The organism is Shewanella sp. SM68 (assembly GCF_025653925.1).
Lineage (GTDB): Bacteria > Pseudomonadota > Gammaproteobacteria > Enterobacterales > Shewanellaceae > Shewanella > Shewanella oncorhynchi.
Window position 1 is genome coordinate 102,984 of the sequence record NZ_JAKKRU010000010.1, and the last position, 25,144, is coordinate 128,127.

Consider the following 25,144-nt stretch of genomic DNA (forward strand, 5'->3'; position numbering starts at 1 on the left):
ATAATAAGCCCATCTACCGGATGAGTGCCGTGTGTAAGCTGAATTAAGAAATAAAGGAGCTATCGAATGCTGATTTTGACTCGTCGTGTTGGCGAAACACTGATGATTGGTGATGAAGTCACAGTTACAGTGCTAGGGGTAAAAGGCAATCAAGTGCGTATTGGTGTGAATGCACCAAAAGAGGTTTCTGTTCATCGCGAAGAAATCTACCAACGCATTCAATCTGAAAAATCAGGTACACCATCGGAAGGTGGTAACTTTTAGTACCTTGTTTTGGCAAGCGTACTACGGCAGCAGAAGAGTCAGTTTTTTAACTGGCTTTTTTATTTTTCAGACCGAAAGATTGGCGTAAATCAATACATTGGCTTGATATAACAGCAATGTGATTAAAAACAGTTCAAATGGAATCTGTTTCGGAAAAAGGGTTTGACTTATTTTCGTCAAACAGTAATATGTGCGCCAAGAAAACGGAGAGGTGGCCGAGTGGCCGAAGGCGCTCCCCTGCTAAGGGAGTATGGGCTTTAACTCCCATCGAGGGTTCGAATCCCTCCTTCTCCGCCATTTCTTACTGATAGAAAACAGTGCGCGTGTAGCTCAGCTGGATAGAGTACCTGGCTACGAACCAGGCGGTCGGAGGTTCGACTCCTTCCACGCGCACCATTTTTTATTAGTGTTTGATGTAAAAGTAAATTTAGATACAAGTCGCGCGTGTAGCTCAGCTGGATAGAGTACCTGGCTACGAACCAGGCGGTCGGAGGTTCGACTCCTTCCACGCGCACCATCTCTGCATTAGTTAATCTTTAACTCATCAGTTTTGAATTTCATAAGAAATTTTGTAGATAATTGCTTATAGCAAAGAGTTAAAATGCGCGTGTAGCTCAGCTGGATAGAGTACCTGGCTACGAACCAGGCGGTCGGAGGTTCGACTCCTTCCACGCGCACCAATTTAAATTAATATGATTTAAATCGTATTAATGTTTTACCGTTTAACATGCGCGTGTAGCTCAGCTGGATAGAGTACCTGGCTACGAACCAGGCGGTCGGAGGTTCGACTCCTTCCACGCGCACCAATTTAAATTAATATGATTTAGGTCGTATTAGTGTTTTACCGTTTAACATGCGCGTGTAGCTCAGCTGGATAGAGTACCTGGCTACGAACCAGGCGGTCGGAGGTTCGACTCCTTCCACGCGCACCAATATAGTTAACGAGATACGTCTTGTTGATTTAAAGCGTTAAACGCGGAGAGGTGGCCGAGTGGCCGAAGGCGCTCCCCTGCTAAGGGAGTATGGGCTTTAACTCCCATCGAGGGTTCGAATCCCTCCTTCTCCGCCATTCTATTCTCTTAGTCGAGGGGAATAGAATAAATTTGCGAGATAAAAGTGCTTATCCTAGACTCAATCATGATTGGATCTATTAGAAGTACAAAAACGAGTTTGCGCGTGTAGCTCAGCTGGATAGAGTACCTGGCTACGAACCAGGCGGTCGGAGGTTCGACTCCTTCCACGCGCACCATATAGATAAGCCCTGCAAGCAATTGCAGGGCTTTTTTATTTTTTAATCTGTAATGGTTTAACTCATTATATTTTTACCCGCTTAGGTTTAACCTTAACTTTGCATCATCATCTTTTGCCTTACCTTAGATATCTTCGGTGTCGCTATCTTTAGCCATTTCGCTTTAAACACTTCTCTTTCTTAGGTTCAACTCACTGAAGAATCTGCTTTTGCCTGTGTTGAGAGTCTATGACGACATTGGATATCTATGTCAGCACTCCATGTCAGCTCTCTCAGTGCTGTCTCTGGAGGTATTAGTTGTTCTTTAGTCTACGTGTGGTGTTTACGTATGTCGGCAGTGATGGGCTACGTGTGAGTTCATGAGCGATAGACCACGGGGAATGATGAGGATGAATGGTGTGGTGGTTTCAATACAGTGTAGTAGGTTAAATGACAGTGTTTAGAGTTGACTCGGGTTAAAGGCGGCATCTGGCTCAAGAACGTAGATTAAGGCTCATAATTGCTCATAGATTGCAGCGATATAGATACAAGGAGGGCAGCCAAGTGGCTGCCCTTCATTCAGTTAGAACCAATCATAACAAGTGAATCAGAGTAAATGAGAAGCTTAAGCTTCTAACTTAGCGAACTCAGATTTTTGTTCATTGAGTTTGTCCATATCTCGCTTGAGATCGGCCATCTTGGCGCGCTCTTTGTCGATAACGTCGGCAGGGGCTTTTGCCACGAAGCCTTGGTTCGACAATTTTCCTTCGATGCGAGCTATCTCTTGGCCGAGCTTTTCAAGCTGTTTGTCGATACGGGCCATTTCGGCGGCGACATCGATTAAGCCTGCCATAGGGATCAGCAGCTCCATTTCGCCAATCAAACCTGTGGTCGACATAGGCGCAGTTTCGCCATCGGCTAAAATGGTCATGCTTTCTAAGCGGGCAAGCGTAGTGAAGAAGGTTTGGTTCGCTTCTACACGGGCTTTATCCTGCGCGCTAACACCACGAAGTAGGGCATTTAGCGGTTTAGATGGGGCAATGTTCAGTTCGGCGCGAATGTTACGCACCGCTACGATCACTTGCTTAACCCATTCTAAATCGGCCATTGCTGCGCTATCGACTTTAGCGGCATCAAATGTTGGGAATGGCGCAAGCATAATGGTATCACCTGCGACACCGGCTAACGGTTTAACGCGCTGCCAAATGGTTTCAGTGATATACGGCATCATAGGGTGCATCAGGCGTTGCATCGCTTCAAGCACTGTCACTAAGGTGTGACGGGTGCCGCGCATTTGCGTTTCGCTGCCGTTTTGCAATACCGGTTTGGTTAACTCTAAGTACCAGTCACAGAACTGGTTCCAAGTGAACTCATACAGGGTATTGGCCGCTAAGTCGAAACGATAGTTCGTCATGTGATCGTCAAAGGTCTTAACGGTTTGATTGAACAAGCCAATAATCCAGCGATCGGCTAACGACAGCTCCATCTCGCCACCTTTGTACTCTGGTGAGCCAGGGCCGCAATCTTGATCTTCTGTGTTCATCAGCACGTAGCGTGAGGCGTTCCATAACTTGTTACAGAAGCTACGGTAACCGTCTAAGCGCTTCATATCCCAGTTGATGTCACGACCCGTTGATGCCATTGCCGCAAGCGTAAAGCGCAGTGCATCAGTGCCGTGGGCTTCTATACCGTCAGCAAACTCTTTGCGAGTGCTCTTTTCAATTTTGGCGGCCAGTTGTGGCTGCATCATATTACCGGTACGTTTTTCAACGAGATCTTCAAGGCCGATACCGTCTATCATGTCTAATGGATCGAGTACGTTGCCCTTAGATTTTGACATCTTGTTACCCGCTTCATCGCGGATAAGACCGGTTACGTAGACGGTTTTGAACGGGACTTGTGGTTTACCGTCTTCATCTTTGATGAAGTGCATGGTCATCATGATCATACGGGCAACCCAGAAGAAGATGATGTCAAAACCTGTCACCAACACGTCGGTTGGGTGGAAGGTTTTTAAATCTTCTAAATTGTCAGGCCAACCTAAGGTCGAGAAAGTCCACAGGGCTGAGCTGAACCAAGTGTCCAGTACGTCTTCGTCTTGGCGTAATGTCATTGAGTCGGCAATATTGTGCTTAGCACGTACCTCGGCTTCGTTGCGGCCGACATAGACTTTGCCGTTTTCGTCGTACCAAGCTGGGATGCGGTGACCCCACCACAATTGACGCGAAATACACCAGTCTTGAATGTCGCGCATCCACGAGAAGTACATGTTCTCGTATTGCTGCGGCACAAATTTAATGCTGCCATTTTCAACGGCTTCGATAGCGGTTTTCGCCATTGGCGCAACAGCTACATACCATTGGTCGGTCAGCATCGGCTCGATAACCACACCGGAGCGATCACCGTAAGGCACTTTCAAGGCGTGAGGCGCGATTTTTTCGAGCAGCCCTAAAGTGTCAAATTCAGCGACGATAGCATCGCGGGCTTTAAAACGATCAAGTCCGGCAAAGCGTTCAGGCAGGCTGCCATCGAGCGTTTTGTTAAAGGTACCGTCAGAGTTCACCACTTCGGCGCTCACGCGAATGGCGGCATCTAAGGTCAGCACGTTGAACATGGGTAGGTTGTGACGTTTACCGACTTCATAGTCGTTAAAGTCATGGGCCGGGGTGATCTTCACGCAACCTGTACCAAAGGCCATGTCGACGTAATCGTCGGCCACGATAGGAATGCGGCGGTTAACAATCGGCAACAGAATAAACTTACCGACCAGCGCTTGATAGCGTTCATCATCGGGATGCACTGCAACCGCACTGTCGCCGAGCATGGTTTCTGGGCGCGTGGTAGCGACTTCTAAATAGTCTTTACCATCGGCGGTCAGTTCACCGTCGGCCAGTGGATAACGCAGATGCCACATGTGGCCCTGTTTTTCTTTGCTTTCCACTTCTAAATCAGAGATAGCTGTGTGCAGCTTTGGATCCCAGTTGACCAAACGCTTACCGCGATAAATCAACTCGTCTTCGTACAGACGTACAAATACTTCTTGCACGGCCTTGGACAAGCCTTCGTCCATAGTGAAACGCTCGCGGTCCCAATCAACAGAAGCGCCCATACGACGTAGCTGCTTAGTGATAGTGCCGCCCGATTGCGCTTTCCATTCCCACACTTTATCCATAAAGGCATCGCGACCTAGGTCATGACGATTTTTGCCTTCTTCGGCTTCAAGCTTACGCTCAACCAACATTTGGGTGGCGATACCCGCATGGTCAGTACCGACTTGCCATAGGGTATTTTTGCCTTTCATCCGTTGGTAACGGGTCAAAGTATCCATAATGGTGTCTTGGAAGGCGTGGCCCATGTGCAAGCTGCCCGTCACGTTTGGTGGCGGGATCATGATGCAATAATTGCCTTGGGATTCATCGCCGTGTGGCTTGAAGTAACCTTGCTCTTCCCAATTTTGGTAAAGCGTTTGCTCGATGGACTGCGGATCGTATGTTTTTTCCATGGGAACGTGTCTGTCTCAAACTAATTAAGTGGATGTGTTGCTAAGTCTTGGGTCTGTAAATTGACCCCTAAGCCGCGATACTGTCGATAACGTTCGCGAGCGACCGCTTTATGCTGATCGTCATTGGCAACAAAATCGATAATGTGGCCAAAGTTTACCGCAAATGGGGGCGCTTGGTCTGCAAGATTAATCAGAACTTGGCGACTTTTGTTGGCGCCGAGGCGATCAAAACCAATTTCAACCGGTGATCCCGTCATCGGGCCCTCACCTTTGAGGTTATGGGGCACAAAAGCACTGGGCTCAAACTGCCATAAAAGTTCATCAATTGCATGGGCTTGCTGTTTATCTTGGCAATGGATATAGACCCATTGTTGCTTCACAAAAGCCTGTTGCGCCAGTTGGCATGCCAGAATATGCATCTCGGAAAGCGCAGGGTTCGCATTCGCAGTTTCAACAGGTGAATCAGCCTTGGCCTTGGCAGGCGATGCCACTGGCGGCATAAGATAAAACAGCACTTGAGTCATGATTTCAATGCCTTGCTTCACTTGTTTTAGTGGCGAACGAAAGCAGCAGTTTACACTAAAAGTCAGTATGGGTTAATGCTTAGGGCAAACCTTACTGTGAGGTTTTATCTATCATTGTCTGGCGGGGCTTAATGGGATACTTTCAAACCGTTGGAGATGCAGAGGGTAGAGCTATAACTCTTTGAAAAATGATTCTAAAACCATTAGTTGTTCAGTTTTTTTATTTTCTTAATTTATTCAGGAAATCGATTTTCTGATTAAATTAAGGAAATAAAAAAGGCGAAGATTTTTATCTTCGCCTTTCATTTATCGAGCCTTTAACAAACTAAGGCCCGATAGTTGGTTATTCGCCGAGTTCAACGCCAGCACGATTGATCAGGAACTGAGTCAATAGTGGCACTGGACGGCCCGTAGAACCTTTGTTAGCACCGCTATTCCAAGCTGTGCCTGCAACGTCTAAGTGAGCCCAGTTGTACTTTTTAGCAAAGCGAGAAAGGAAACATGCTGCTGTGATAGCACCTGCTGGACGGCCACCTAAGTTGGTCATGTCAGCAAACGGGCTGTCGAGCATATCTTGATACTCATCCCACAATGGCATGCGCCATGCGCGGTCACCACTTTGCTCACCGGCACTTAATAGCTCGTGTGCTAGAGGGTTATGCGATGAGAACAGACCCGATGCGTGTTTACCAAGGGCAATCACACACGCACCAGTCAGGGTTGCAGTATCGATAACCAATTCAGGATCGAAACGCTCAACATAGGTTAATACGTCACATAGGACTAAACGGCCTTCTGCATCGGTATTTAACACTTCAACGGTTTGACCTGACATAGTGGTCAGAATGTCACCTGGACGGTAAGCATTACCCGATGGCATGTTTTCACAGCCAGCCAGAATACCCACAACGTTGATAGGTAACTTCATATCACAGATGGCTTTCATGGTGCCGATAACACCCGCTGCGCCGCCCATGTCGTACTTCATTTCGTCCATGGCTTCGCCAGGCTTCAATGAAATACCACCCGAGTCGAAGGTTAACCCTTTACCAACTAGAACGATTGGTTTTTCTGTGCTATCGACAGCGCCCTTGTATTCCATCACAGTCATGATGGATTCATTGGTACTGGCGCGACCGACTGCAAGGTATGAGTTCATGCCCAGTTTGGCCATTTGCTCTTCACCAATAGTGGTGACATGCAGTGTGTCGTGTATTTCAGCCATTTGGCGAGCTTGTGAAGCTAAATAGGCTGGATTACAGATGTTCGGTGGCATGTTGGCTACATCGCGACATAAATGCATGCCAGCAGATACTGCCATACCATGCTCGATGGCGCGCTCACCTAAAGTTAATTCACGGCGAGTCGGGACATTGAACACTAATTTACGCAGTGGACGGCGAGTTTCACCTTTGCGGGTCTTCAGGGCATCAAAGCTATAAAGACTGCTATTAGTGGTTTCAACCGCTTGACGTACTTTCCAATACGTATCGCGTCCTTTCACGTGCAGTTCAGTTAAGAAGCAAACTGCTTCCATTGAACCTGTTTCGTTAAGGGTGTTGATTGTCTTAGTGATGATTTGTTTGTATTGGCGTTCGTCTAATTCTCGTTCTTTGCCACAACCCACTAATAATACACGTTCACTCAATACGTTAGGAACATGGTGCAGCAATAACATCTGGCCTGGTTTACCTTCCAGATCGCCGCGACGCAGTAGGTTACTGATATAACCTTCGCTAATTTTATCTAATTGCTCCGCGATACCCGACAGACGACGGGGTTCATAAACACCGACCACGATACAGGCTGAGCGTTGTTTTTCGGGGCTACCGCTCTTTACGCTAAACTCCATGAGCACTCCTAGATTCTTAAAGACAAATTTTTATATTTATTGGATAATGTCTGCTTGTCCCGAAAAGGGCCTAAGTTATTACTCCAAAGGTGATTTATTCTCGGCGCTTGAGCCACGCATTTCGTGACGTTAAGTTTACCTAGAACCCCTGAAGCTGGTCAGAAAACTATCAAAAGTAAACAGTTTACATGAAAGTTAGTCTGTTACCAGCAAAAAGATAAGTTTAGAGACCGGATCCTGCCTGTGATTGTATTTAAATACCTTATTCGAGAAGTTTTAAAGGCACAAATTGCGGTACTTTTAGTGCTGTTAACTATTTTTATTAGCCAGCATTTCGTGCGTATACTGGCCGATGCCTCCGACGGCGATTTTCCCGCCTCTTTAATCATGACTCTGATTGGGCTTAACTTGCCTTATCTGGTGATCTTAGTGCTGCCGTTAAGTTTGTTCTTGGGTATTTTACTGGCCCACGGCCGTATGTATTCCGAAAATGAAATGGTCATTCTCCACGGTGTTGGGGTCAGTGAGTGGTATGTCACCCGCGTGACGCTGATCCTCGCCGTGATCAATATGCTGTTTACTGGCTATTTATCCCTTTATGTTGCCCCTTGGGCAGAAGAACAGCAAAACCAAGTGCTCGAAAAAGCCCAGTCTGAAGCGGGTCTTGCCGCCTTAATCCAAGGGCGTTTTCAGGCGAGTCCCAATGGTCGCGCGGTATTATTTGTTGAGCGTATTGGTAAAGATAACGAGTTAGATAAAGTGTTTGTAGCCCAGTTGCCAGATCCTGATGATGAAACTGGCGTGACCAATGTCGTGGTGGCTAAAGGTGGACGAGTACAGGAAGATAGTTCAGGTGCTCAACAATTGAACTTGAATGACGGCGTGCGTTATCAAGGCAGCCCGAAGGCGAAGGACTACCAAATGATCGAATTTGGTGGTTATAAAATGCAAATTAAAGAGCAGCAAGTTGATGAGCGTCGCCGTAAATTATCTGCACTGCCCGTTGATGAACTCGTGAAAATTGAAGGTGCTGAAGCCGCGGCTGAATTCCACTGGCGTCTTGCTATCCCGCTCGCGATTCCAATTATGACACTGATTGCTGTACCGTTAGCGCGGGTGAATGTGCGCCAAGGTAAGTTTGCTAAGATGTTCCCGGCAGTTCTTTTGTACCTTGGCTATTTTGGACTGATGGTCGCGGGACGTAAGGCATTGCAAGATGGGATTATTCCACTGTATTTAGGTATGTGGTGGATCCATGTTTCTGCGCTCTTGATGGGGTTATTCTTGCTTGGCAAAGATAGGCCTATTTTCAGTCGTATATCGTCCTTGTTTGCCAATAAGAAGGTGGCAGCATGAAGATATTAGACCTTTATATCGCCAGAATATTGTTAAGCACTTCAGCGCTTTGTTTGCTGGTGTTGACTGGTTTGTCGGGCATCATCAAATGGGTTGATCAGCTGCGTTTAGTTGGCCGTGGCACCTACAGCATGATGGATGCTGGCATCTATGTTTTATTTTTAGTGCCACGGGATATTGAAATGTTTTTCCCTATGGCCGTCTTGCTAGGCGCTTTGATTGGTATGGGAATGTTGGCATCGAATTCCGAACTTGTTGTGATGCAAGCTTCTGGCATGTCACGTTTGCAGATCACTATGTCGGCGATGAAAACTGCTGTGCCTTTGATGTTATTGGTGATGGTTTTAGGGGAGTGGGGCGCACCGATTGCTGAGCAAAAAGCCAATGAGTTGCAAGCTGTTAAACTCTCTGGTGGGAGTTTAATTAAGTCCCATCGTGGAATTTGGGCAAAGGATGGTGATTTGTTCGTTAATATTGGTGAAGTTGAAAACATCAATAAACTCAGCAATATCACGCTTTATAAATTCAATAGCGAACTTAAGCTCACCAACGTAGTTCACGCAGACCGAGCGGTCTTTTCCCAAGATCGCTGGCGTTTATTTGACGTTAAACGTACTGATTTAAGCTATGAAAAAGTCGTGCTTGAGTATCTTGAAGAAGACCAATGGCAATCGAGTTTAACGCCAGATAAGCTCAGCGTAGTGTCGATTAAACCCGAGGCGTTATCTATACGGGGTCTGGTCGGTTATCTTGATTACCTTAAAACTAACAGTCAAGATCCCAGCCGTTATGAGCTTGCTTTATGGCGCAAGGTGATGCAGCCCGTGACGGTCGCAGTGATGATGTTAGTGGCACTGTCGTTTGTATTTGGTCCGCTGCGGACTGTGACTATGGGCGCGCGCGTATTACTTGGGGTCGTAGCAGGTTTTAGCTTTTATATCAGTAATGAGATTTTTGGCCCCATGAGTATAGTGTATGAGCTACCTGCTTATGTGGGGGCTGTTGCGCCAAGCTTGTTGTTTACTGGCGTTGCCTTCTACTTTATCCGGCGATGATACGCAGCTTATTACTCCTTACTCCGGATTTCGTCAATTAAGAATAGTCCATAAAAATAGCCCATAAAAAACGACGCTTTTGCGTCGTTTTTTGTATTTCGGATTTACTTAAGAATAAACTTATGCCCCATGCCAGTTACGCATTTGGTTGGCTTCTTTAGACAGCACGACCACTTCTGAGCGAGTCATCATATCCTGCAGTGCGCGCTTATCATCATTGATTAAAATCCATAAATTGCCAATGCCGAGCAGTGACCAAATGATGCGAGCGTAGGCAGTGATCAGGCTTAAGTTTTGGCCATTAGGATGTTGAATTTTAAGCCGCCAAGCGCGCATCCCTAAGGTTTGACCGCCCTTACTCCAGAATAATGCGTAGAAAGTGCCGACACACAAGGCAAGCCAAAGTTGATAAATTCCCTGATAAGCTGGCGTGCCATTGAGTGCATCTGAGACATGCTCAAAGCCATTCATGCCAGCCAGTCCTGAAGCGGTGAGGCCGTAGAAAATCCCAAAGCCCATTGCGCCAGCAACCATATAGACGGCCACGGCTAACATCGAATCGTAAACTGCAGCGCCTAGGCGGCGGAAGAATCCTGCGCGGGGGAAGTTAGCATGTTCGGTATTGAGCATTACAGTGTCCTGTTATTGAAGTGCTTAAAGCTAATACAAAAAACAATTAATACATTAGCCTAGGCTTCAGGTTCTTCATCTCTGACAAAGTGGATATTGCTAAAACCAAAGCGGGCAAACTCTACTTTCCTGAATTCTTTTTCAGCCTTGGCACCTTTACGAGATGTCATGGCGACTTGTTGTTCCATAGCCAAAAATTTGGTCAGATCTATGCCCTCGGCTTCGGCCACAGCTTCATATAAATCATGGTGTTTGTCGTAGCTAAAGGCGATAGTTTTAGTCTTACCTTTGAAGGTATAAGTGACTTGACGGGCCATGGGGGAGCTCTCCTGAAATAAGTCTGAAATTAATTAAATTCACTTCTAAAAATAAAATAAACAGCACCTAAGATGCACAGTCCTGCCCACAGATAATCGAGCTTCAATGGTTCTTTCATATAGAAATAGGCAAAGGGGACAAACAAACTTAAGGTGATGACTTCTTGTAAAATTTTTAACTGGCCGACATTCATTACTGTGTAGCCGATACGGTTAGCTGGCACTTGCAGCAAGTATTCAAATAGGGCGATACCCCAGCTCACTAAGGCCGCAATAATCCAAGGTTTTGAGCCTAGCGTTTTCAAATGCCCGTACCAAGCAAAGGTCATAAAAATATTACTTAAGCAAAGTAAACCGATAGTGGTTAGGGTTGGATTCATTTTTCATCTCTATGATTAAATTTATAAATCATATACATAGCATCGTCAGTATAGCTGCCAAGGCATTTATCGATTGCTTTAGGTTTAAAACCCATTTTAAGCCAATAGCTGTCGGCACCTTGTACGGCTACGAGGGATAAGGAATTGAGATTATAGCGATCAGCCAGTAGTGTTAGGCGGGTCAGCGCCTTCGCTCCAGCGCCTAAACCTTGGGCTTTGGCCGAAATCGCAATATCGTGTAGGTATAAGGTATCAGCCTTGGGTAAATGGGTGATGGGCTGATATAGCGCTGGCGGCATATTGGCGGTCCATGGGTGGGCCAAGCAATAACCGACAACCGATTTATCCACTTCGAACACAAAACAGGACTGAGGTGATACCTGCCATTTACTTTGCAGTACGTGCAGTGGCTCAGGATCCAGTTGTGAGTAACACTCGTCTTGGATCGCTAAAATGGCATCCCAATCCTCTGGGGTGATTGCACGCAGTAACATGGCCGACATTTATCCTGTTTCAAGAGTTCTGTTGAAGGAACTCCGTGGAAAGAGTCCTGATTCAAATAAGCTCGGCATTATAACCTCAAGCAGCGTTAAAATGCAGGCTCCAGAGGCAATATAAAGCGCTTTAAAACCCGTATAAACTGAGCTTTCAGCGCTTGTATACCCAAACAACCTGAAGATACAGGATTCAGCGGGAATTTAACGCACTTTAGGCAAGGCGGTTATTTGCTGACCTAGCGGGCTAAGTTAAAAATAACCAACGCAGCATAAAGTGCGTTAAAACCCGCCGGGACGGAGCGCCTAGGGCACTTCACTTCCGTGTTGCATCAATTCAAAAGGTGGCCGACATTCTGTCATTGATGCGCCTTGAATTGATGCACCCTAGGCGCTCTGAAACTCGACTCTTCAGGTAGCTTGGGTATAAGCATTAGCAGCGGTTAAATACCTAGATATCGTTGGCGCAGGTGACGCTCAAGATATTGACCATTTAGGGTTTCGCCCGTTGCTTGGCGTATCAGTTCATCGGTTGTGAGCAAAGATCCCTTAGACCAAATGTGTTCACTCAACCATTGGAATACAGAGTTCAACTTGCCTGCATCGATCAGGGTTTCAATTGGTCCTAAGGCTTTTTCCATCGCAAAACGGCATTGGGCGGCATACATGGCGCCTAAGGTATAGCTGGGAAAATACCCTAGTTCACCAACGGCCCAATGGATATCCTGCATGCAACCGTCTCGGTAGTTGCCATCGGTATTAATCCCCAGTAGTTGTTGCATCTGCGTCGACCAAAAATCAGGTAAATCATCTACGGTTAAGCTGCCGTCGATAAAGGCTTTTTCTGCCTCAAAGCGCAGTAAAATGTGGCAAGGATAGGTGACTTCATCAGCATCTACACGGATAAGTCCGGGCGCTACGCGGGTGTAATGCTGTGCTAATTCTTGGGCGCTAAAATGACAATGAAGATGTTGCGCAATTTTAGGCTGCAATTGGCGTAAAAATGCCGGATTTGCCCCGAGTTGCATTTCGCAGAATAGACTCTGGCTTTCGTGGACGCCCATAGAACGTGCAAGCCCAGCGGGTTGACCGCGCCACGCTTGAGGTAAACCTTGCTCGTATCTGGCATGGCCTGTTTCATGAACTATGCCCATGATAGCACTACTGAAATCAGCATCATTGTAGCGGGTCGTTATCCGCACATCGCTTGGCACGCCGCCACAAAATGGATGACTGCTGATATCTAGCCTGCCGTGATTAAAGTCAAACCCCAGAAAATCCATTACGTCTCGGCCTAGGGCTTGCTGCGCGCTAACATCGAAGGGACCATTTAGCGTTAACTTAGGCTCGTTTGCCTGTTTAGCCAGCACTTCTTGGATAAGTGTCGGTAGCCAATCTTTCAGTCCGCCAAAGGTTTGCTCCAGCTTTACCGAGGTCATTCCCGGCTCAAATTTATTGAGCAGGGCATCATAGGGGGAAATATTCTGGGCTTCGCCGCGGATCTGCGCTTCTTCCTTGGCAAGTGCAATTACGGCTTTGAGGTTTGGTTTAAAGCCTTGCCAGTCATTATTTTTACGTTGTTCACGCCACGCATTCTCACATTGATAGGCCATTTTAGTTTTGGCTTGCACGAGATCGCCGGGCACTAAATTTGCCTGCTGATATTGGTACTGCATTTCCCGCAGGTTAGCTTGTTGTTCCGTTGTGAGAGATTCGTCCGTCGCGCCGTGTAAGTGTTCGGCTAAGACAGTTGAGGTTTTGAGTGTGTGGATATGTCGCGCCAGTTCAGCCATTGCATCGCCGCGATCGCTATTACCGCCCATAGGCATCATGGCTGCTTGATCCCAGTCACCTAGAGCGCTGAAATGTTCAAAGTGAGAAATTTTTTGAAAATGTGCTGTCAGTTTATCGTAACTTGGTGTTGGTACTTTGCTCTTGGGTGAGTCCATGGAATTTCCCTTCTGGCGCATCAAATCCTGCGCGAATAAATAACAATAACAGGATGATCATACAATGACGTCAACAGTATACTCAAACAACCTAAAGATGCAGGACTCAGTGGGCTGATATTAACGCTATAGTAACGCACTTGAGGCAAGGCCATTTATTGCTCCTGAATAAATGGCATCCACGCCATATATGGCGATTGCGGCTATTTGCAGCGCTAGCGCTAAGTTAAAAAGGGAGTTGTAGTGTTAAAGTGGTTTTCGATAGGGTACTAATAGCGAAGATGGTCACGCGATTTTGGCGCAGCAGAGCGATAGTCAAAATCTGTTTTAGGGACAATTTTTAGTTTGGAAATTGTGCTTGCCTTGCTATTCTGTGATGGTTAAGTCGATAATTACAGTGAAATAAATGGAATGCTGTATTGTTCAAGGAGATGATTATGTTGGCGTTTTTAGTTGAACAGCCTAATTTACCTTACACCATAGCTTTTGCCTGCGTACTGGCCCTTGGTGTGTTTGAAGTCTTCGCATTATTCATAGGTTTAAGCATGTTAAGTGCGTTAGACCAATGGGTGCCTGCTGATGTGGAATATGATGCTGATGTGGGCGCGGGTGGACTCACGGGCATTGCCGGTTGGCTGTGTCTAAATAGACTCCCATTACTTATTTGGTTTGTGCTTGCGCTGACCAGTTTTGCGATTGCGGGTTATATCGTCAATTTTATTAGTGTTAGTCTTGCCGGTTTTTTACTGCCGCAACTGTTCACTTTACCCATTGCTATTGTCGCTAGTGCATTTTCTTGCCGTTATTTTGGTCGAGTGCTTGCAGATCATTTGCCTAAAAATGAATCGAGTGCGATCTCGCTAGATGATCTTAGCGGCTATGTCGGCACTATCACCTTAGGTTGCGCAATTAAAGGCATGCCCTCTGAAGCCGTCGTTCGCGATAAACATCAACAAAAACATTATGTTTTAGTCGAGCCCGAAACTTCGGATATCGAGTTTGCCTCAGGCACTCAAGTCGTGCTGCTTAAGCGAGAAGGCCGAGTCTGGTCTGCTACGCGTTTTGATAATTAATCTTCCCAAGCCATAAATCAATTGAAAGGAAATCAAATGGATGTGTTAACAAACGTAGGTTCATCCGGTAGTTTTATTTTGTTCGTTGCGGGTATGGTGCTACTCGGCCTCATTGTGATCGGGTTAATTTTCGCCAAGCTATATAAACGTGCAACCAAAGAAATGGCCTTTGTGCGTACCGGCTTTGGTGGTGAGAAAATCATTAAAGATGGCGGCGCTATTGTGTTGCCTGTATTACATGAAACCATCTCGGTAAACATGAACACTCTGCGTATCGAAGTGGAGAAAACCCAGAAAGATGCGCTAATCACTAAGGACAGAATGCGTGTCGATGTGAAGGCCGATTTCTACTTGCGTGTCGCCCCACATTCCGATGGTATTTCAATGGCAGCGCAAACCTTAGGCACGCGTACAAACCGCGTTGAAGAGCTTAAAAAGCTGATGGAGTCTAAGTTTGTTGACGTGCTGCGTGCCGTGGCCGCCGAAATGACCATGACAGAAATGCATGAGCAGCGTGCCGATTTTGTGCAACGGGTGCAAAATAACGTCGCCAACGATCTGGAGAAAAACGGTCTCGAACTCGAATCGGTTTCATTAACGGGTTTCGATCAAACTGATTTGCAGTTTTTTAATGAAAACAACGCATTTGACGCCGAAGGTCGTGCGCGTCTGGCGAAGATTATCGAAGAGAAACGCAAAGAAACCAACGATATTCAGCAGGAAAACCGCATTAAGATCGAGCAGCGTAACCTCGAAGCTGAAAAGGAATCCTTAGAGATTGAAAAGTCGGAAGAAGAAGCGCGCCTGATCCAGCAACAGTCGTTAGAATTTAAACGCGCCGATCAAAAAGCGGAGATTATTAAGCAGAAAGAAAACAAGGCCCGTGAAGAACGCGAAGCCGAGATTGCCAAAGAGCGCGCCATTGAAACCGCTGAAATCGAAAAGACCAAAGATATCGAAACCCGGGAGATTGAAAAGTATAAGTCGATTGAGCAATCGCGCATTCAACAGCAAAGGGATATTGAAGTTTCTGAGCAGGAAAAACGCATTGCGGTTGCGGCCAAATCTGAAGAAGAATCAGCTGCCCGTGCTCGTGCAGCTGAAGCCGAAAAACTGAAAGTTGAAAAAGAAGAAGCGGTAATCACAGCGCGCCAAGTGGCAGAAGCTAATCGTCGCAAAGAGATTGAAGTGATTGATGCTCGTAAGGAAGCTGAGCGTGATGCTGTCGGCGTAACAGTGCAGGCCGAAGCTGAGAAACGTGCCGCTGAAGACAGATCGAGTGCGATTCTGATTGAAGCGCGCGCCAGTGCCGATGCGAAAAAACTGCAGGCTGAAGCGGATGAAAAAGTCTATGCCGTTGAAGCTGCAGGTAAACAAGCACTTTATGAAGCAGAAAACGTCTTGAGTGATGAGCAGATCGCCCTGCAAAAATCCCTCGCCATTTTGAAGGCCTTGCCTGAAATCGTGGCTCAAGCGGTTAAGCCGTTAGAAAATATCGAAGGTATTAAGATTCTTCAAGGTTATGGTGCAGGTCATCAATTTGCTGCGGGTGGCGAAGGTGCTCACCATCAAGGTGGCATCGCAGAGCAAGTGACCAGTGCAGCGTTAAACTATCGCGCCAATGCGCCTGTTATCGATGCCATGCTCAGGGAGTTAGGGTTAGTGAATGGCGACTCTGGAACCTTGAATGATTTATTGAACGGTAATAACACCTTAACCGCCGAAGCCTTAAGTGGTGTTACCTTGCCGAACTCTAGACCTAAGGACTATAGCCAAACGCAGGTAGTAGAGAGCCAAAGTGTGCTCAAGCCTTAATCTCAACGACATTAAACTAAGTCAAATCAAGTAAAGCGCTCGCCGTTGCTCTTTTGAGCCTTATGCGGATAAAAGATTGATAAATAGGACGAATGAAATAAAACCGCTCACCATTATGGTGAGCGGTTTTTTTTGGGGTATTAAATCAAATCTAACGGCTTATTTGTGTACCTTGTCGACCCCCGATGAGCGACCTTCAGCATGACAGGTTGCGCATGATTCCTGTCCAGATTGGTAAATTCGACCACCGCTGGCATCACTTTGGTAAACCCCGCCAAAGCTACGTGCATGGACGATTAAACTATCGATAAGCGTGTGACAAGCCGTGCAGGTTGCTAAGGTTGGTGAGTACTCGGCAATTTGCCCTATGTTGGCTGCATCGGGTGTCGCAACTAACAGGGATTGCTGTGCACTTAGCCCCTCGAGACTGAGCTGTCCTGCGCTATGGCAAACACTACAGTTATTTTTTGCATTAGGGTAAGTGAGTTCGGGACGTGGATTATCAAAACCCACTACAGTGCGGGTTCCCGCATGCAGTGAATGCACCATTTCCCTGTAGCTCAAAGTATTGTTGATGGTGCGATAGGGCTTGATTTGGCTGGCCCCAGGAGTATGCATCACATTGGCATTGAGATACATAATCGCATCATTACTGTGGCAACTTTGACATTGCCCATCGGTTAGTGCGGTGGCCGTTTGCGATGCATGACAGGTGCCACAGCTGCTATTGGGTTCAAAAATTCCTTTCATTTGATGCGCCGACAGAACTCTATCTTCTAATCCTTGATCATGACATTGGCGACAGGCCTGTTCATCGACCTTAGCTTTTGCTGTAACAGCTTGACCTTGCAGGCTTAGCAAATTAATGGCACTGAGACTCACCTCTTGATTTGCGATATTACAGTTAACGGCAAAGCCGGTATTTTTATCGGCACAGAGCACCAGTTTACTGTAGAGTTTTGACTGACTTAGATCGCCAAAATCGGCAGTCGACAGGTTAGATATAGTGACGGTTAGCTGATTGGGCGCGGTAATTTTTAAGGCGACGTCGCTGGTGTTTGCTAATAAATCCCACACTTTACGCTGGCCGTTATTGATTGGCATGTTCGCGCTATTTGTTTCACCAGTGGCAATCAACCAGAAGGATTTTATCATAGGTTGACTGGCGGGCAGTTGCTCCATTTGCTGCACTTGCAATGTCACTGCAAGGGTCTTAGCTTCAACGCTTAGCTGCGAACTCAGTAACTTAACTTGGTAATCGCTCACCAGCTTAGTGGCTGTTTTCACGGTGGCATTGTGGAAAAGCCCGACACCTTCAGGATTAGTGCTATCAGGGTGGCAGCCGCTACAACCCAGTGCCCATGGGTTGGCAAAAATTTCCCTGTTGTGGAATAAACCCGCTACAGTGCCATTCCAATCTGCGGTAATTTGCGCTTTGTGACAGTCAAGGCAAGCGGTTTTACTGGGGATATTACTATTGCCACTTTGCGCCGTTGCGCCGGGAATATGACATTGCTGACATTGGGCCATATCACCGGGAAAGGTCACATTGGCGTAGTCATATAGCTGTCCCTTGTAACCTACAATTTGATATTTGGCTTGGTGGATCTGGTGTGTCAATGTCGCCATATCAAGGCTATTACCCGTTTCAGGATCGCCAGAGTAAGTCGTGTGACAGACAACGCAGCCCTCAAAGGCAAAACGTTTATTGCCGTGCATCAAAAGGCGAGTATCGGTATTGGCTAAGTCTGGGTTATGGCATCGAAAACAGGCTTGTTCCGGCGCGATCACTTTACGGCCCATATCCGCAGCGACGGTCTGTCCTGTGGCGGGCACAAAATCGTACACGCTGTTGATCAACTGAGTGTCGATTGGGCTGTTTGCTAACGGTTTTAACTCTAGATAAATCCTGTGGGTGAGCTCAGGCGAGTACTGGGTATCTATCCCCGTAAATTGGGAGTAACCCGTGAGTGGTTTACTCAAAGTGTAACGGTATTGGCCCGCGCCTAAGGAGGTTAGACAAGCCGTTTTACAGCTGCTTTCAATGCCTGCTTGCCACTGAGTCTGTGCATTCGCTTGGGCATTTGTGGCGGGTTCTACTTGATTATTGATGTAACTGGTCCATTGCAACGCAGCATCTGTCGCGCTTGCTGCAGAGTTAGTGACTTCAGCGCCAGTTGTTGCCATAGCATTAGCCGCGGCTTGGGTGATTTGATAGTGCTCCTGCGGCGGTGCTAATTTGGCAATACCGACACCTAAGGTATCTAGCTCCTTCAGGTTTTCTAGTCCTGTGACCGCAATACCATTGGCATTGCTGAGGAAGAAATCGACCTGAACATGGGTTTGCGCATCGATAACCACATTTTCTATTGTCGCTTTGAGTGTATCCGCTTGTTCAATGCTGATACTCACAATCCCTGGTGGTCCTTCTTTCCCATCGTCACCATCGGAACAGGCTGTCATCAGACAGACTGCGACTGCCATTGGCGTAAAGATTTTCCATTGAGAACGGGTATTCGTTTTCATCATTTTCCATTCCTTTTTAATTAGATTCTGTCGGGACTCTAATCGGAATGTATGCGGTATAGATATTAGCTTAGTTATGAGTCGAGTTGCACTTAATTAACCAAATTTAAAAGTTATTTGTTAATTATATTAAGGTAATTTGAAGTGAGGCATTATTTAAATTTGCTAGATGTTTAATTGTTAATTCTTGAAAACGTTACTCTGATGCATGTCGTGTAACTTGATCTAATAATGCCCCAATATGGGTAATTGTGACGCAGGTTAAAAATCAAAGACATAATTACTTTAGCATAAATTGTCGGGAATCAAAGTGTATGCATATTTTAATTATATTGCTTTGACTAATAAAGGATCAAATATGATTACCAGAAGAGGAATGCTTAAAGGCGGTATGGGCGTTGCTGTCGGTACAGTTTATAGCGGAACATTAATAAGTTTTCTGACCGGTTGTGGCAGTGACAGTAATAGCCAAGAGATAGTAGAAGTCATGCCTGGTGGACTCATGGTGGTGAACCCTACGGTTTGTGTTAGCTGCAGACGCTGTGAAATTGCCTGTGGTTGGAACCATGAAGGGGATAGCAGTCCGACACTTGCCCGCGTTAAAGTAGAAAGAAATATGAACTATGGCCCACATGGTGTGCAATTTGACTATGAAATACAACGAGGAGAGTGCGGCGATAAAACCGTTGTTCCTTCCACTTGTCGCCACTGCGAAGTTTGCACTGAAGTTTGTCCACAGCAAGCTATTTCAACGAACGAACAAACTGGCGCCAAAGTGATTGATGAAGAACGTTGTGTCGGATGTGGTTATTGTGCAGATAAGTGTCCTCAGCAAGTCATTAAAGTTGTTCGCAGCAAAATGAAAGCCGTCAAATGTGATTTATGTAACGGTAAACCTGCCTGCGCGCAAGTTTGTCCTACAGGTGCAATTAAATTTTATAACTGGGAAGAGGCTGAAGCTGCATTAGAACAATATGAAAAATATACCGGCTTAGTTTCTTAAATTCAGGAGAAATAATATGAGTGATAAAATAGGTGGTTGGGCGGGTAAAGTCCTCAGAGTTAATTTAACAACTAATCATATATGGTATGAGCCAATCAATAAATATTATGACTATATCGGTGGCATGGGTATTGGTTATAAAATATTGTGGGATGATCATAAGGATAATATTACAGCAATCGACCCAGATAATATTATTGTCTTTTCTGCCGGACCATTAACGGGTTCAGGCGTTATTTGTACTGGACGAACAACCATTACTTCCCGTAGTCCCGTAATTGAAAAACATCTGATTGCCGATGGTCACTTTGGTGGGCATTTTTCACCCGCAATGAAATTTGCGGGTTTCGATGCGATTGCAATAGAAGGCAAAGCGAGCAGCCCTGTGTGGCTTAAAATTGTGGATGATAAGGTCACGATTGAACCTGCCGATGCCCTATGGGGTAAAGGTATATTTGATACCCACGCCATGATCGCGCAAATGATGGGACCCAATGCACAAGTCGCTGCGATTGGCCAAGCGGGTGAAAACCAAGTGCCTCTCTCTGTCATTATGACTCAGGGCGGGCACTCTGCGGGTGGTCATGGGTCAGTAATGGGGTCCAAAAATTGTAAAGGGATCGGCATTATTGGCACTGGCGCCGTTAAAATCGCCGCCAATAATGAAAAGATGCGTGCCTTAGATGACCATATTTTAGGTATTATCGGTGCCAACAATAATGGTGTCGTTCCTTCAACGCCGCAATCTTGGGCTGAGTACTCAGCACCCATCAGCCGCTGGAAATCTCGGCCCGGTTTGAAGTGGGGCGCTGCCGATCAAGAAATTGATTTAGGCGAAGTGCCATGGAATGAACGCAATCGTATTGGGTTTCGAACTTCAATGGCAGAAAGCTACATAGGTGTGGAATATGCCAATAAGTGGATGAAGCGTACGGGAGGCTGTCATTCATGCCCAATACGTTGCTTCTGCGAGCTAAAAGTCCCTGAATTGAAAAGCAAATACGGTCGTAAAACCGAACATATATCTAACGTCTGTATGGGATTCCTCGTACCACAGTATTTAATGGGCACCAAAAATGGTACAGAAGCACATGCGATGGCGGGCGCTTTAGGGGCTCATATTCTCGATGACTATGGTATTTGGTGTAACTATGGCTCCATTTCTCATCTATTTAAATTCCTAAAAACAAAGGATATGTTTAAGCATTTATTACCTGAAGATGAATTTAACAGTATTCCTTGGGCGCTTTGGGATAATCAAGATCCCGCTTTCTTACTTGATTTTTATCGCCGAGTGGCGTTTAAAGAAGGTGAAATCTCCCATATGGCCGACGGCTTATATGATTTGATCAAGCGCTGGGGTTTAGATGGAACCAATCCCAAGTTAGGTCATTGGGATATTCACAAAGAAAGTGCCACTAAGGTATTCAACAAGAAAACCAATGCTGCCGTGCACCATGCCAGTGAAACCGCGGGTCAGGTGGGTACGTTAATCAACGTCGTCTTTAACCGTGATGCTCAGTGCCATTCCCACATCAACATAGTTAACAGTGGTTTGCCACACGATATGACAGTGGCGATTGCCGAGAAAAAATGGGGTGAAGGTGCATTTGATAAGGTGAATTGGTATACCCCAATCAATGCGGCTAAGATCCGTTTTGCAAAATGGTCGCTGGTGAAAAACGTATTACATGACTCTCTGACACTGTGTAACTGGATGTTCCCACTGCTGGCATCACCGGATAAAAATCGTAACTATGAAGGCGATAGCACTATTGAATCGCAGATGTTCAGTTTAGTGACAGGGATTGAAACCACAGAAACGGAATTGGACTTTAAGGCGGAAAGAGTGCTGCATTTACACCGTGCCTTAACCGTATTGCAAATGAATGAAAGCAATATGCGCGAAGAGCATGATGTGCTCAGTGACTGGGTTTATGATTTGAATCCAGATAAAAACTTCGGTCAAGAGGGCACCATCAAGATGGACCGCGCTGACATGCAAACGGCGCTGGATATGTTCTATGAAGCCTTTGGTTGGGATATTCAAACCGGTGCGCCAACTCGGGCCACGCTCGACAAGTTTAGCCTAGGTTTTGTTGCCGATAGATTGGCGGCGCGAGGCCTGTTACCCAGTTGAACACTATAGTTGGACACTATGATTGAACTTGTCGGTTATATCAGGGTATTTAGCCAACACGGACGCTTAGTCACGGCGGAGCAAATCGCCGCCGTGGCAGGGCTCGAGTGGGATAGCGAGCAAACGGTTAACAGTTATATTCGCCTGATCCTCAATGAGGCTTACAAGGATGTGCAGATGCGTTTGTCGGATAAGCGGTATTTCTTCTATTCCGACAGAAGCATAGTTGAACGTTACGCTGAGCAATGGTTAGCATTGGAGCGGGGTGAAGCGTTTGAGGCCATTATTGCCCAGATCCGTCGCAATAGCTGCCGCCATACTGAGGTCTATCTGGAGAGTGTACTGACGTTTGCCCCCTATCTTTATGATGAGCCTACATTAGCCAATGTGCGTGAGCAATTGCCGCAACAGCTTGGGGCCGAGGATATCCATTATGCAGTGGACAATCAGGGGAAAGGTTATTACTACTCGACTCTGGGATTGAGTCACAGTTATGCGGCCGTACTCGCTAATTATGATCCTTGTGAATGGTCAAACTGAGATTCTGCGACCTCATTGATATTGATTAAGCGCCTTCGGGCGCTTTTTTATCGCAAATATCTCATATAGCTAGCGTGAGATTAGCTTGCCAGCGTTTGAGTGTACTTTTTGATGATTTCGTCAATTTTACCATTGGCCTTCAGTGTCGCTATGGCTTGATTGATGGCAGGAAGCAAATCGGCATGTTCTTTTCGCAACCTAAACACTAAGTCACCATCAGAATGCACTGCCGCTAGTGCGACAGGGATCCGCAACTGAGTCGACCAATACAACGCCGGGTAATTACCAGCAATAACGGCATTGACTCTGTGTTTATCTAAGGCTTTGATCAGCTCCTGCTCTGAGGTAAAGTCTGCGCGGATAAAATCTTTATCGTCGTGATATAAATAACCGCGCACTGTACCTATTTCTTGGCCTTTTATCTGGCTGATATCTGTATATTTACTGACATTCTCTGGCAATGTGACCACATATTCAGTGATTTGCATTATGGGGGCCGATTTGACAAACAGCGGCCCTAAATCCTGCTTTTCAAACCAACTAGGGCTGACGATATCAAAGTCGAGTTGACCGGTTTCTAGCGCATTATTGGTGCGCTTTGGCGGCAGGGCTAGGATTTCACCTTTGATTTCAGCCATAGATAAAATCATCGGAATAAGCTCAGTGATCATCCCCGGCGCCTCGGCTTGATCACCGATAAAATACGGATACCAAGAATAGGAGCCAGTGATATTGTATTTGAGCTGTTCCGCAAAGGCATGCTGTTGAGTCAAGCAAAGGGTGAACAAGGCAAATCGAACTAAGTGTTTATACTGCAAACATCGCTTAACCATATTGCTTTTATCCTTGTTATCTCTGCTTTAGCCAAGGCCTATCCGATGGCCATTCTACCTAAACTGTGTGAATGAATTGTTTATTGGATCACAATCAGTCACATCCGCCATATTCAAGCTATTTTCTGCTTTTCGCTATTACACCTTAAGCCAATAGCTGACACAGGGCGGGTTGCTGATTTTTAGGGAAAATTTGATAGGTTTTATGGTGCTTAATCAAACTGGTTTTCTTGTTGCCTTGGCTGAGCAATAACCCATGGGACAGGGCGATATGCGTTAGTGTCTGTTCATCGGCGCGGACATATAAGTTGATTGGCTTGATCAGCTGATTGTCTTTAATATGTTGATTAAATTCTTTGGCATCAATCACTAAGCTAGATTGACCATCACCATCGAGTTTCAGCTTGGCACTGATTTCAGTGTCAGTAAAGACTAACCAATCGGCTTGTTTTAAGGTCTCAATCATGGCATTTAATGCCGTACCTAAAGCGGGCTCCGATGTTTCAACTGATTGATATTGATACACTATCCTTTCTAGTAAACGCTTGAGTTCGGCGCCCGCACCTTGGCTGCGAGCCAAACGTATCCAAGCCGTGAGATCGTCGGCTACCAATTTAGAAAAGCGTTTTTCCTTTAAGGACTCGACCATCCAATTACACAAAAAATGACTTTCCTGCGCAGAGGTGCGCTGGGCTTTCTTGGTCTGTGCTGAAGCGGTTAAATCGGCAAGACCCGCAAGGGCGAGTTCGAGCACAGCTTGGTTATAGGTTTGAGAATTCATTATGACTCCGCCGCGGGCTGAAGTGATGTTATCTATTTGAACTTGGACGATATTGATTGCGGCGGAGCTAGTTTAGCAAAGCGGTCGTTAAACCGATATTTATTCTTGCGATCCCACCAAACTCGCGGCGGTTAAAATCAGCTTTGGCGCGGGCCTCACTTTGTAGTTTGGGTTGATATATTGAAAATGAATCAATCCCTTGTCGTCGCTGATATAAATGGCGGGTACAGGTAAGACTAAACGTTTGGCACCTTCAGGGGTGATCCATAAAGGATTCTCGAGCTTAAGGCGTGCGGTATAGGTTTCAGTCACTTTTTCGCTAGTGTAAAAAGCTAAACCAAAGGCTTGGGATGCCAGCATTTTTTCATCGGAAAGCAGCAGATATTTAAGTTCATTTTTTGCCGCCGAAGCCTTAAGTTGAGCAGGCGTATCGGGTGAAATCCCCACTAACTGAAAGCCCATTTTTAATAACTTAGGTTCAATGGCTTTTAGTTGTCCCATTTGATTATTACAAAATGGGCACCAGCCACCACGGTAAAAGAAGATAATGGTTGGTTTTTTCTGGGTTAATTCTGCTAAATCGACCGTTTTGTCATTGATATCTTGCAAGTTTACCTTAGGGATTTGCTGACCATTAAGTAGCGGACTGATGGAAAATTCATCCTTAGCAATGGGTTGTGCCATAGCCGTTAGACTTGTTAGTAGTAAGATGATTGTGCAGTAAAACCTGTGTAACATCGAAGCGGTTTGCATATAAAGTCCTTAATTTGGTTTTGTTTTCTTCGTTTTTTAAGTCGTTGTTGTTAATATTTCCCTCGTTTTAGACAAAGAGATATTGCGCAAATCTATATTTGTTATGTCTAACTTGCTTAAGAGTGGTTC

At 45.9% G+C, this 25,144-nt stretch carries 20 protein-coding genes and 8 tRNA genes; 16 read left to right on the forward strand and 12 right to left on the reverse strand.

The window, feature by feature from the left end; translation table 11 throughout:
• Positions 1 to 66: 66 nt before the first annotated feature.
• From csrA to L5M40_RS16315, 9 genes are all read left to right on the forward strand, one after another.
• Entirely contained in the window at positions 67 to 264 is a 198-nt protein-coding gene (csrA, locus tag L5M40_RS16275) for a carbon storage regulator CsrA (protein ID WP_006082602.1), read from the forward strand.
• A gap of 205 nt (positions 265 to 469) precedes the next feature.
• Positions 470 to 561 (forward strand) — tRNA-Ser (locus tag L5M40_RS16280).
• Between the two features lie 22 nt (positions 562 to 583).
• Positions 584 to 660: transfer RNA gene (locus tag L5M40_RS16285), tRNA-Arg, on the forward strand.
• 44 nt (positions 661 to 704) lie between these two features.
• Positions 705 to 781 (forward strand) — tRNA-Arg (locus L5M40_RS16290).
• Between the two features lie 86 nt (positions 782 to 867).
• A tRNA-Arg gene (locus tag L5M40_RS16295) sits at positions 868 to 944 on the forward strand.
• A 49-nt stretch (positions 945 to 993) separates the two neighbouring features.
• A tRNA-Arg gene (locus tag L5M40_RS16300) sits at positions 994 to 1,070 on the forward strand.
• A 49-nt stretch (positions 1,071 to 1,119) separates the two neighbouring features.
• Positions 1,120 to 1,196: transfer RNA gene (locus L5M40_RS16305), tRNA-Arg, on the forward strand.
• Between the two features lie 45 nt (positions 1,197 to 1,241).
• Positions 1,242 to 1,333: transfer RNA gene (locus L5M40_RS16310), tRNA-Ser, on the forward strand.
• A 103-nt stretch (positions 1,334 to 1,436) separates the two neighbouring features.
• Positions 1,437 to 1,513 (forward strand) — tRNA-Arg (locus tag L5M40_RS16315).
• A gap of 604 nt (positions 1,514 to 2,117) precedes the next feature.
• Here the strand turns inward: L5M40_RS16315 and L5M40_RS16320 are convergent.
• From L5M40_RS16320 to pepA, 3 genes are all read right to left on the reverse strand, one after another.
• The gene (locus tag L5M40_RS16320) at positions 2,118 to 4,994 is read right to left on the reverse strand and encodes a valine--tRNA ligase (RefSeq protein ID WP_263256935.1); all 2,877 of its coding nucleotides are present in this window, start codon (positions 4,992 to 4,994) and stop codon (positions 2,118 to 2,120) included.
• Positions 4,995 to 5,014: 20 nt separating this feature from the next.
• A complete protein-coding gene (locus tag L5M40_RS16325) occupies positions 5,015 to 5,518 on the reverse strand; it encodes a DNA polymerase III subunit chi (RefSeq protein ID WP_263173223.1) in 504 nt (167 codons plus the stop codon).
• A 343-nt stretch (positions 5,519 to 5,861) separates the two neighbouring features.
• Entirely contained in the window at positions 5,862 to 7,370 is a 1,509-nt protein-coding gene (gene pepA, locus L5M40_RS16330) for a leucyl aminopeptidase (protein WP_263173220.1), read from the reverse strand.
• A 243-nt stretch (positions 7,371 to 7,613) separates the two neighbouring features.
• Between pepA and lptF the strand changes: the two genes are divergently transcribed.
• Positions 7,614 to 8,726 (forward strand): LPS export ABC transporter permease LptF, encoded by a 1,113-nt coding sequence (gene lptF / locus L5M40_RS16335; RefSeq protein WP_113939369.1) that lies wholly within the window; start codon positions 7,614 to 7,616, stop codon positions 8,724 to 8,726.
• On the forward strand, positions 8,723 to 9,781 hold the full coding sequence (gene lptG, locus L5M40_RS16340) for an LPS export ABC transporter permease LptG (RefSeq protein WP_105251819.1): 1,059 nt from the start codon (positions 8,723 to 8,725) through the stop codon (positions 9,779 to 9,781). The genes lptF and lptG overlap by 4 nt, the downstream gene beginning before the upstream one ends.
• Before the next feature lie 120 nt (positions 9,782 to 9,901).
• Here the strand turns inward: lptG and L5M40_RS16345 are convergent, their stop codons facing one another.
• The 5 genes from L5M40_RS16345 to L5M40_RS16365 all read right to left on the reverse strand — a co-directional run bounded on the left by L5M40_RS16345 (position 9,902) and on the right by L5M40_RS16365 (position 13,551).
• Positions 9,902 to 10,411: an RDD family protein gene (locus tag L5M40_RS16345; protein ID WP_263173219.1), complete on the reverse strand. Its 510-nt coding sequence runs from the start codon at positions 10,409 to 10,411 to the stop codon at positions 9,902 to 9,904.
• A gap of 59 nt (positions 10,412 to 10,470) precedes the next feature.
• Positions 10,471 to 10,728, reverse strand: a complete 258-nt coding sequence (locus L5M40_RS16350) for a DUF2960 domain-containing protein (RefSeq protein ID WP_006082593.1) — start codon at positions 10,726 to 10,728, stop codon at positions 10,471 to 10,473.
• 29 nt (positions 10,729 to 10,757) lie between these two features.
• Positions 10,758 to 11,108, reverse strand: a complete 351-nt coding sequence (locus tag L5M40_RS16355; RefSeq protein WP_006082592.1) for a DMT family protein — start codon at positions 11,106 to 11,108, stop codon at positions 10,758 to 10,760.
• Entirely contained in the window at positions 11,105 to 11,602 is a 498-nt protein-coding gene (locus L5M40_RS16360; RefSeq protein ID WP_113939489.1) for a GNAT family N-acetyltransferase, read from the reverse strand. Before L5M40_RS16360 ends, L5M40_RS16355 begins: the two co-directional genes overlap by 4 nt.
• A 443-nt stretch (positions 11,603 to 12,045) precedes the next feature.
• Positions 12,046 to 13,551, reverse strand: coding sequence for a carboxypeptidase M32 (locus L5M40_RS16365; protein ID WP_263256936.1), 1,506 nt, complete (start codon positions 13,549 to 13,551; stop codon positions 12,046 to 12,048).
• A 437-nt stretch (positions 13,552 to 13,988) separates the two neighbouring features.
• Between L5M40_RS16365 and L5M40_RS16370 the strand changes: the two genes are divergently transcribed.
• On the forward strand, positions 13,989 to 14,624 hold the full coding sequence (locus tag L5M40_RS16370; RefSeq protein ID WP_263256939.1) for a YqiJ family protein: 636 nt from the start codon (positions 13,989 to 13,991) through the stop codon (positions 14,622 to 14,624).
• Positions 14,625 to 14,660: 36 nt separating this feature from the next.
• Positions 14,661 to 16,439 carry a flotillin family protein gene (locus tag L5M40_RS16375; RefSeq protein ID WP_263256940.1) on the forward strand — a complete coding sequence of 593 codons (1,779 nt, stop codon included), beginning with the start codon at positions 14,661 to 14,663 and terminating at the stop codon, positions 16,437 to 16,439.
• A 159-nt stretch (positions 16,440 to 16,598) separates the two neighbouring features.
• Here the strand turns inward: L5M40_RS16375 and L5M40_RS16380 are convergent, their stop codons facing one another.
• On the reverse strand, positions 16,599 to 18,968 hold the full coding sequence (locus L5M40_RS16380; protein ID WP_263256941.1) for an OmcA/MtrC family decaheme c-type cytochrome: 2,370 nt from the start codon (positions 18,966 to 18,968) through the stop codon (positions 16,599 to 16,601).
• A 355-nt stretch (positions 18,969 to 19,323) separates the two neighbouring features.
• Here L5M40_RS16380 and L5M40_RS16385 point away from each other — a divergent pair, with 355 nt between their 5' ends.
• Genes L5M40_RS16385 through L5M40_RS16395 form a run of 3 tightly spaced genes read left to right on the forward strand, consistent with a single transcriptional unit; the run spans position 19,324 to position 22,648 of the window.
• Positions 19,324 to 19,968, forward strand: a complete 645-nt coding sequence (locus tag L5M40_RS16385; RefSeq protein ID WP_105251824.1) for a 4Fe-4S dicluster domain-containing protein — start codon at positions 19,324 to 19,326, stop codon at positions 19,966 to 19,968.
• A gap of 16 nt (positions 19,969 to 19,984) precedes the next feature.
• Positions 19,985 to 22,108 carry an aldehyde ferredoxin oxidoreductase gene (locus L5M40_RS16390; RefSeq protein ID WP_263148864.1) on the forward strand — a complete coding sequence of 708 codons (2,124 nt, stop codon included), beginning with the start codon at positions 19,985 to 19,987 and terminating at the stop codon, positions 22,106 to 22,108.
• Between the two features lie 18 nt (positions 22,109 to 22,126).
• A complete protein-coding gene (locus tag L5M40_RS16395; RefSeq protein ID WP_028761343.1) occupies positions 22,127 to 22,648 on the forward strand; it encodes a hypothetical protein in 522 nt (173 codons plus the stop codon).
• Between the two features lie 80 nt (positions 22,649 to 22,728).
• Here L5M40_RS16395 and L5M40_RS16400 read toward each other — a convergent pair whose 3' ends face one another.
• From L5M40_RS16400 to L5M40_RS16410, 3 genes are all read right to left on the reverse strand, one after another.
• Positions 22,729 to 23,481 carry a substrate-binding periplasmic protein gene (locus tag L5M40_RS16400; protein ID WP_028761342.1) on the reverse strand — a complete coding sequence of 251 codons (753 nt, stop codon included), beginning with the start codon at positions 23,479 to 23,481 and terminating at the stop codon, positions 22,729 to 22,731.
• Between the two features lie 145 nt (positions 23,482 to 23,626).
• The gene (locus tag L5M40_RS16405; RefSeq protein WP_263214437.1) at positions 23,627 to 24,262 is read right to left on the reverse strand and encodes a DUF2913 family protein; all 636 of its coding nucleotides are present in this window, start codon (positions 24,260 to 24,262) and stop codon (positions 23,627 to 23,629) included.
• A 99-nt stretch (positions 24,263 to 24,361) separates the two neighbouring features.
• Positions 24,362 to 25,015 (reverse strand): peroxiredoxin-like family protein, encoded by a 654-nt coding sequence (locus L5M40_RS16410; RefSeq protein WP_263256943.1) that lies wholly within the window; start codon positions 25,013 to 25,015, stop codon positions 24,362 to 24,364.
• Between the last annotated feature and the right edge of the window lie 129 nt (positions 25,016 to 25,144).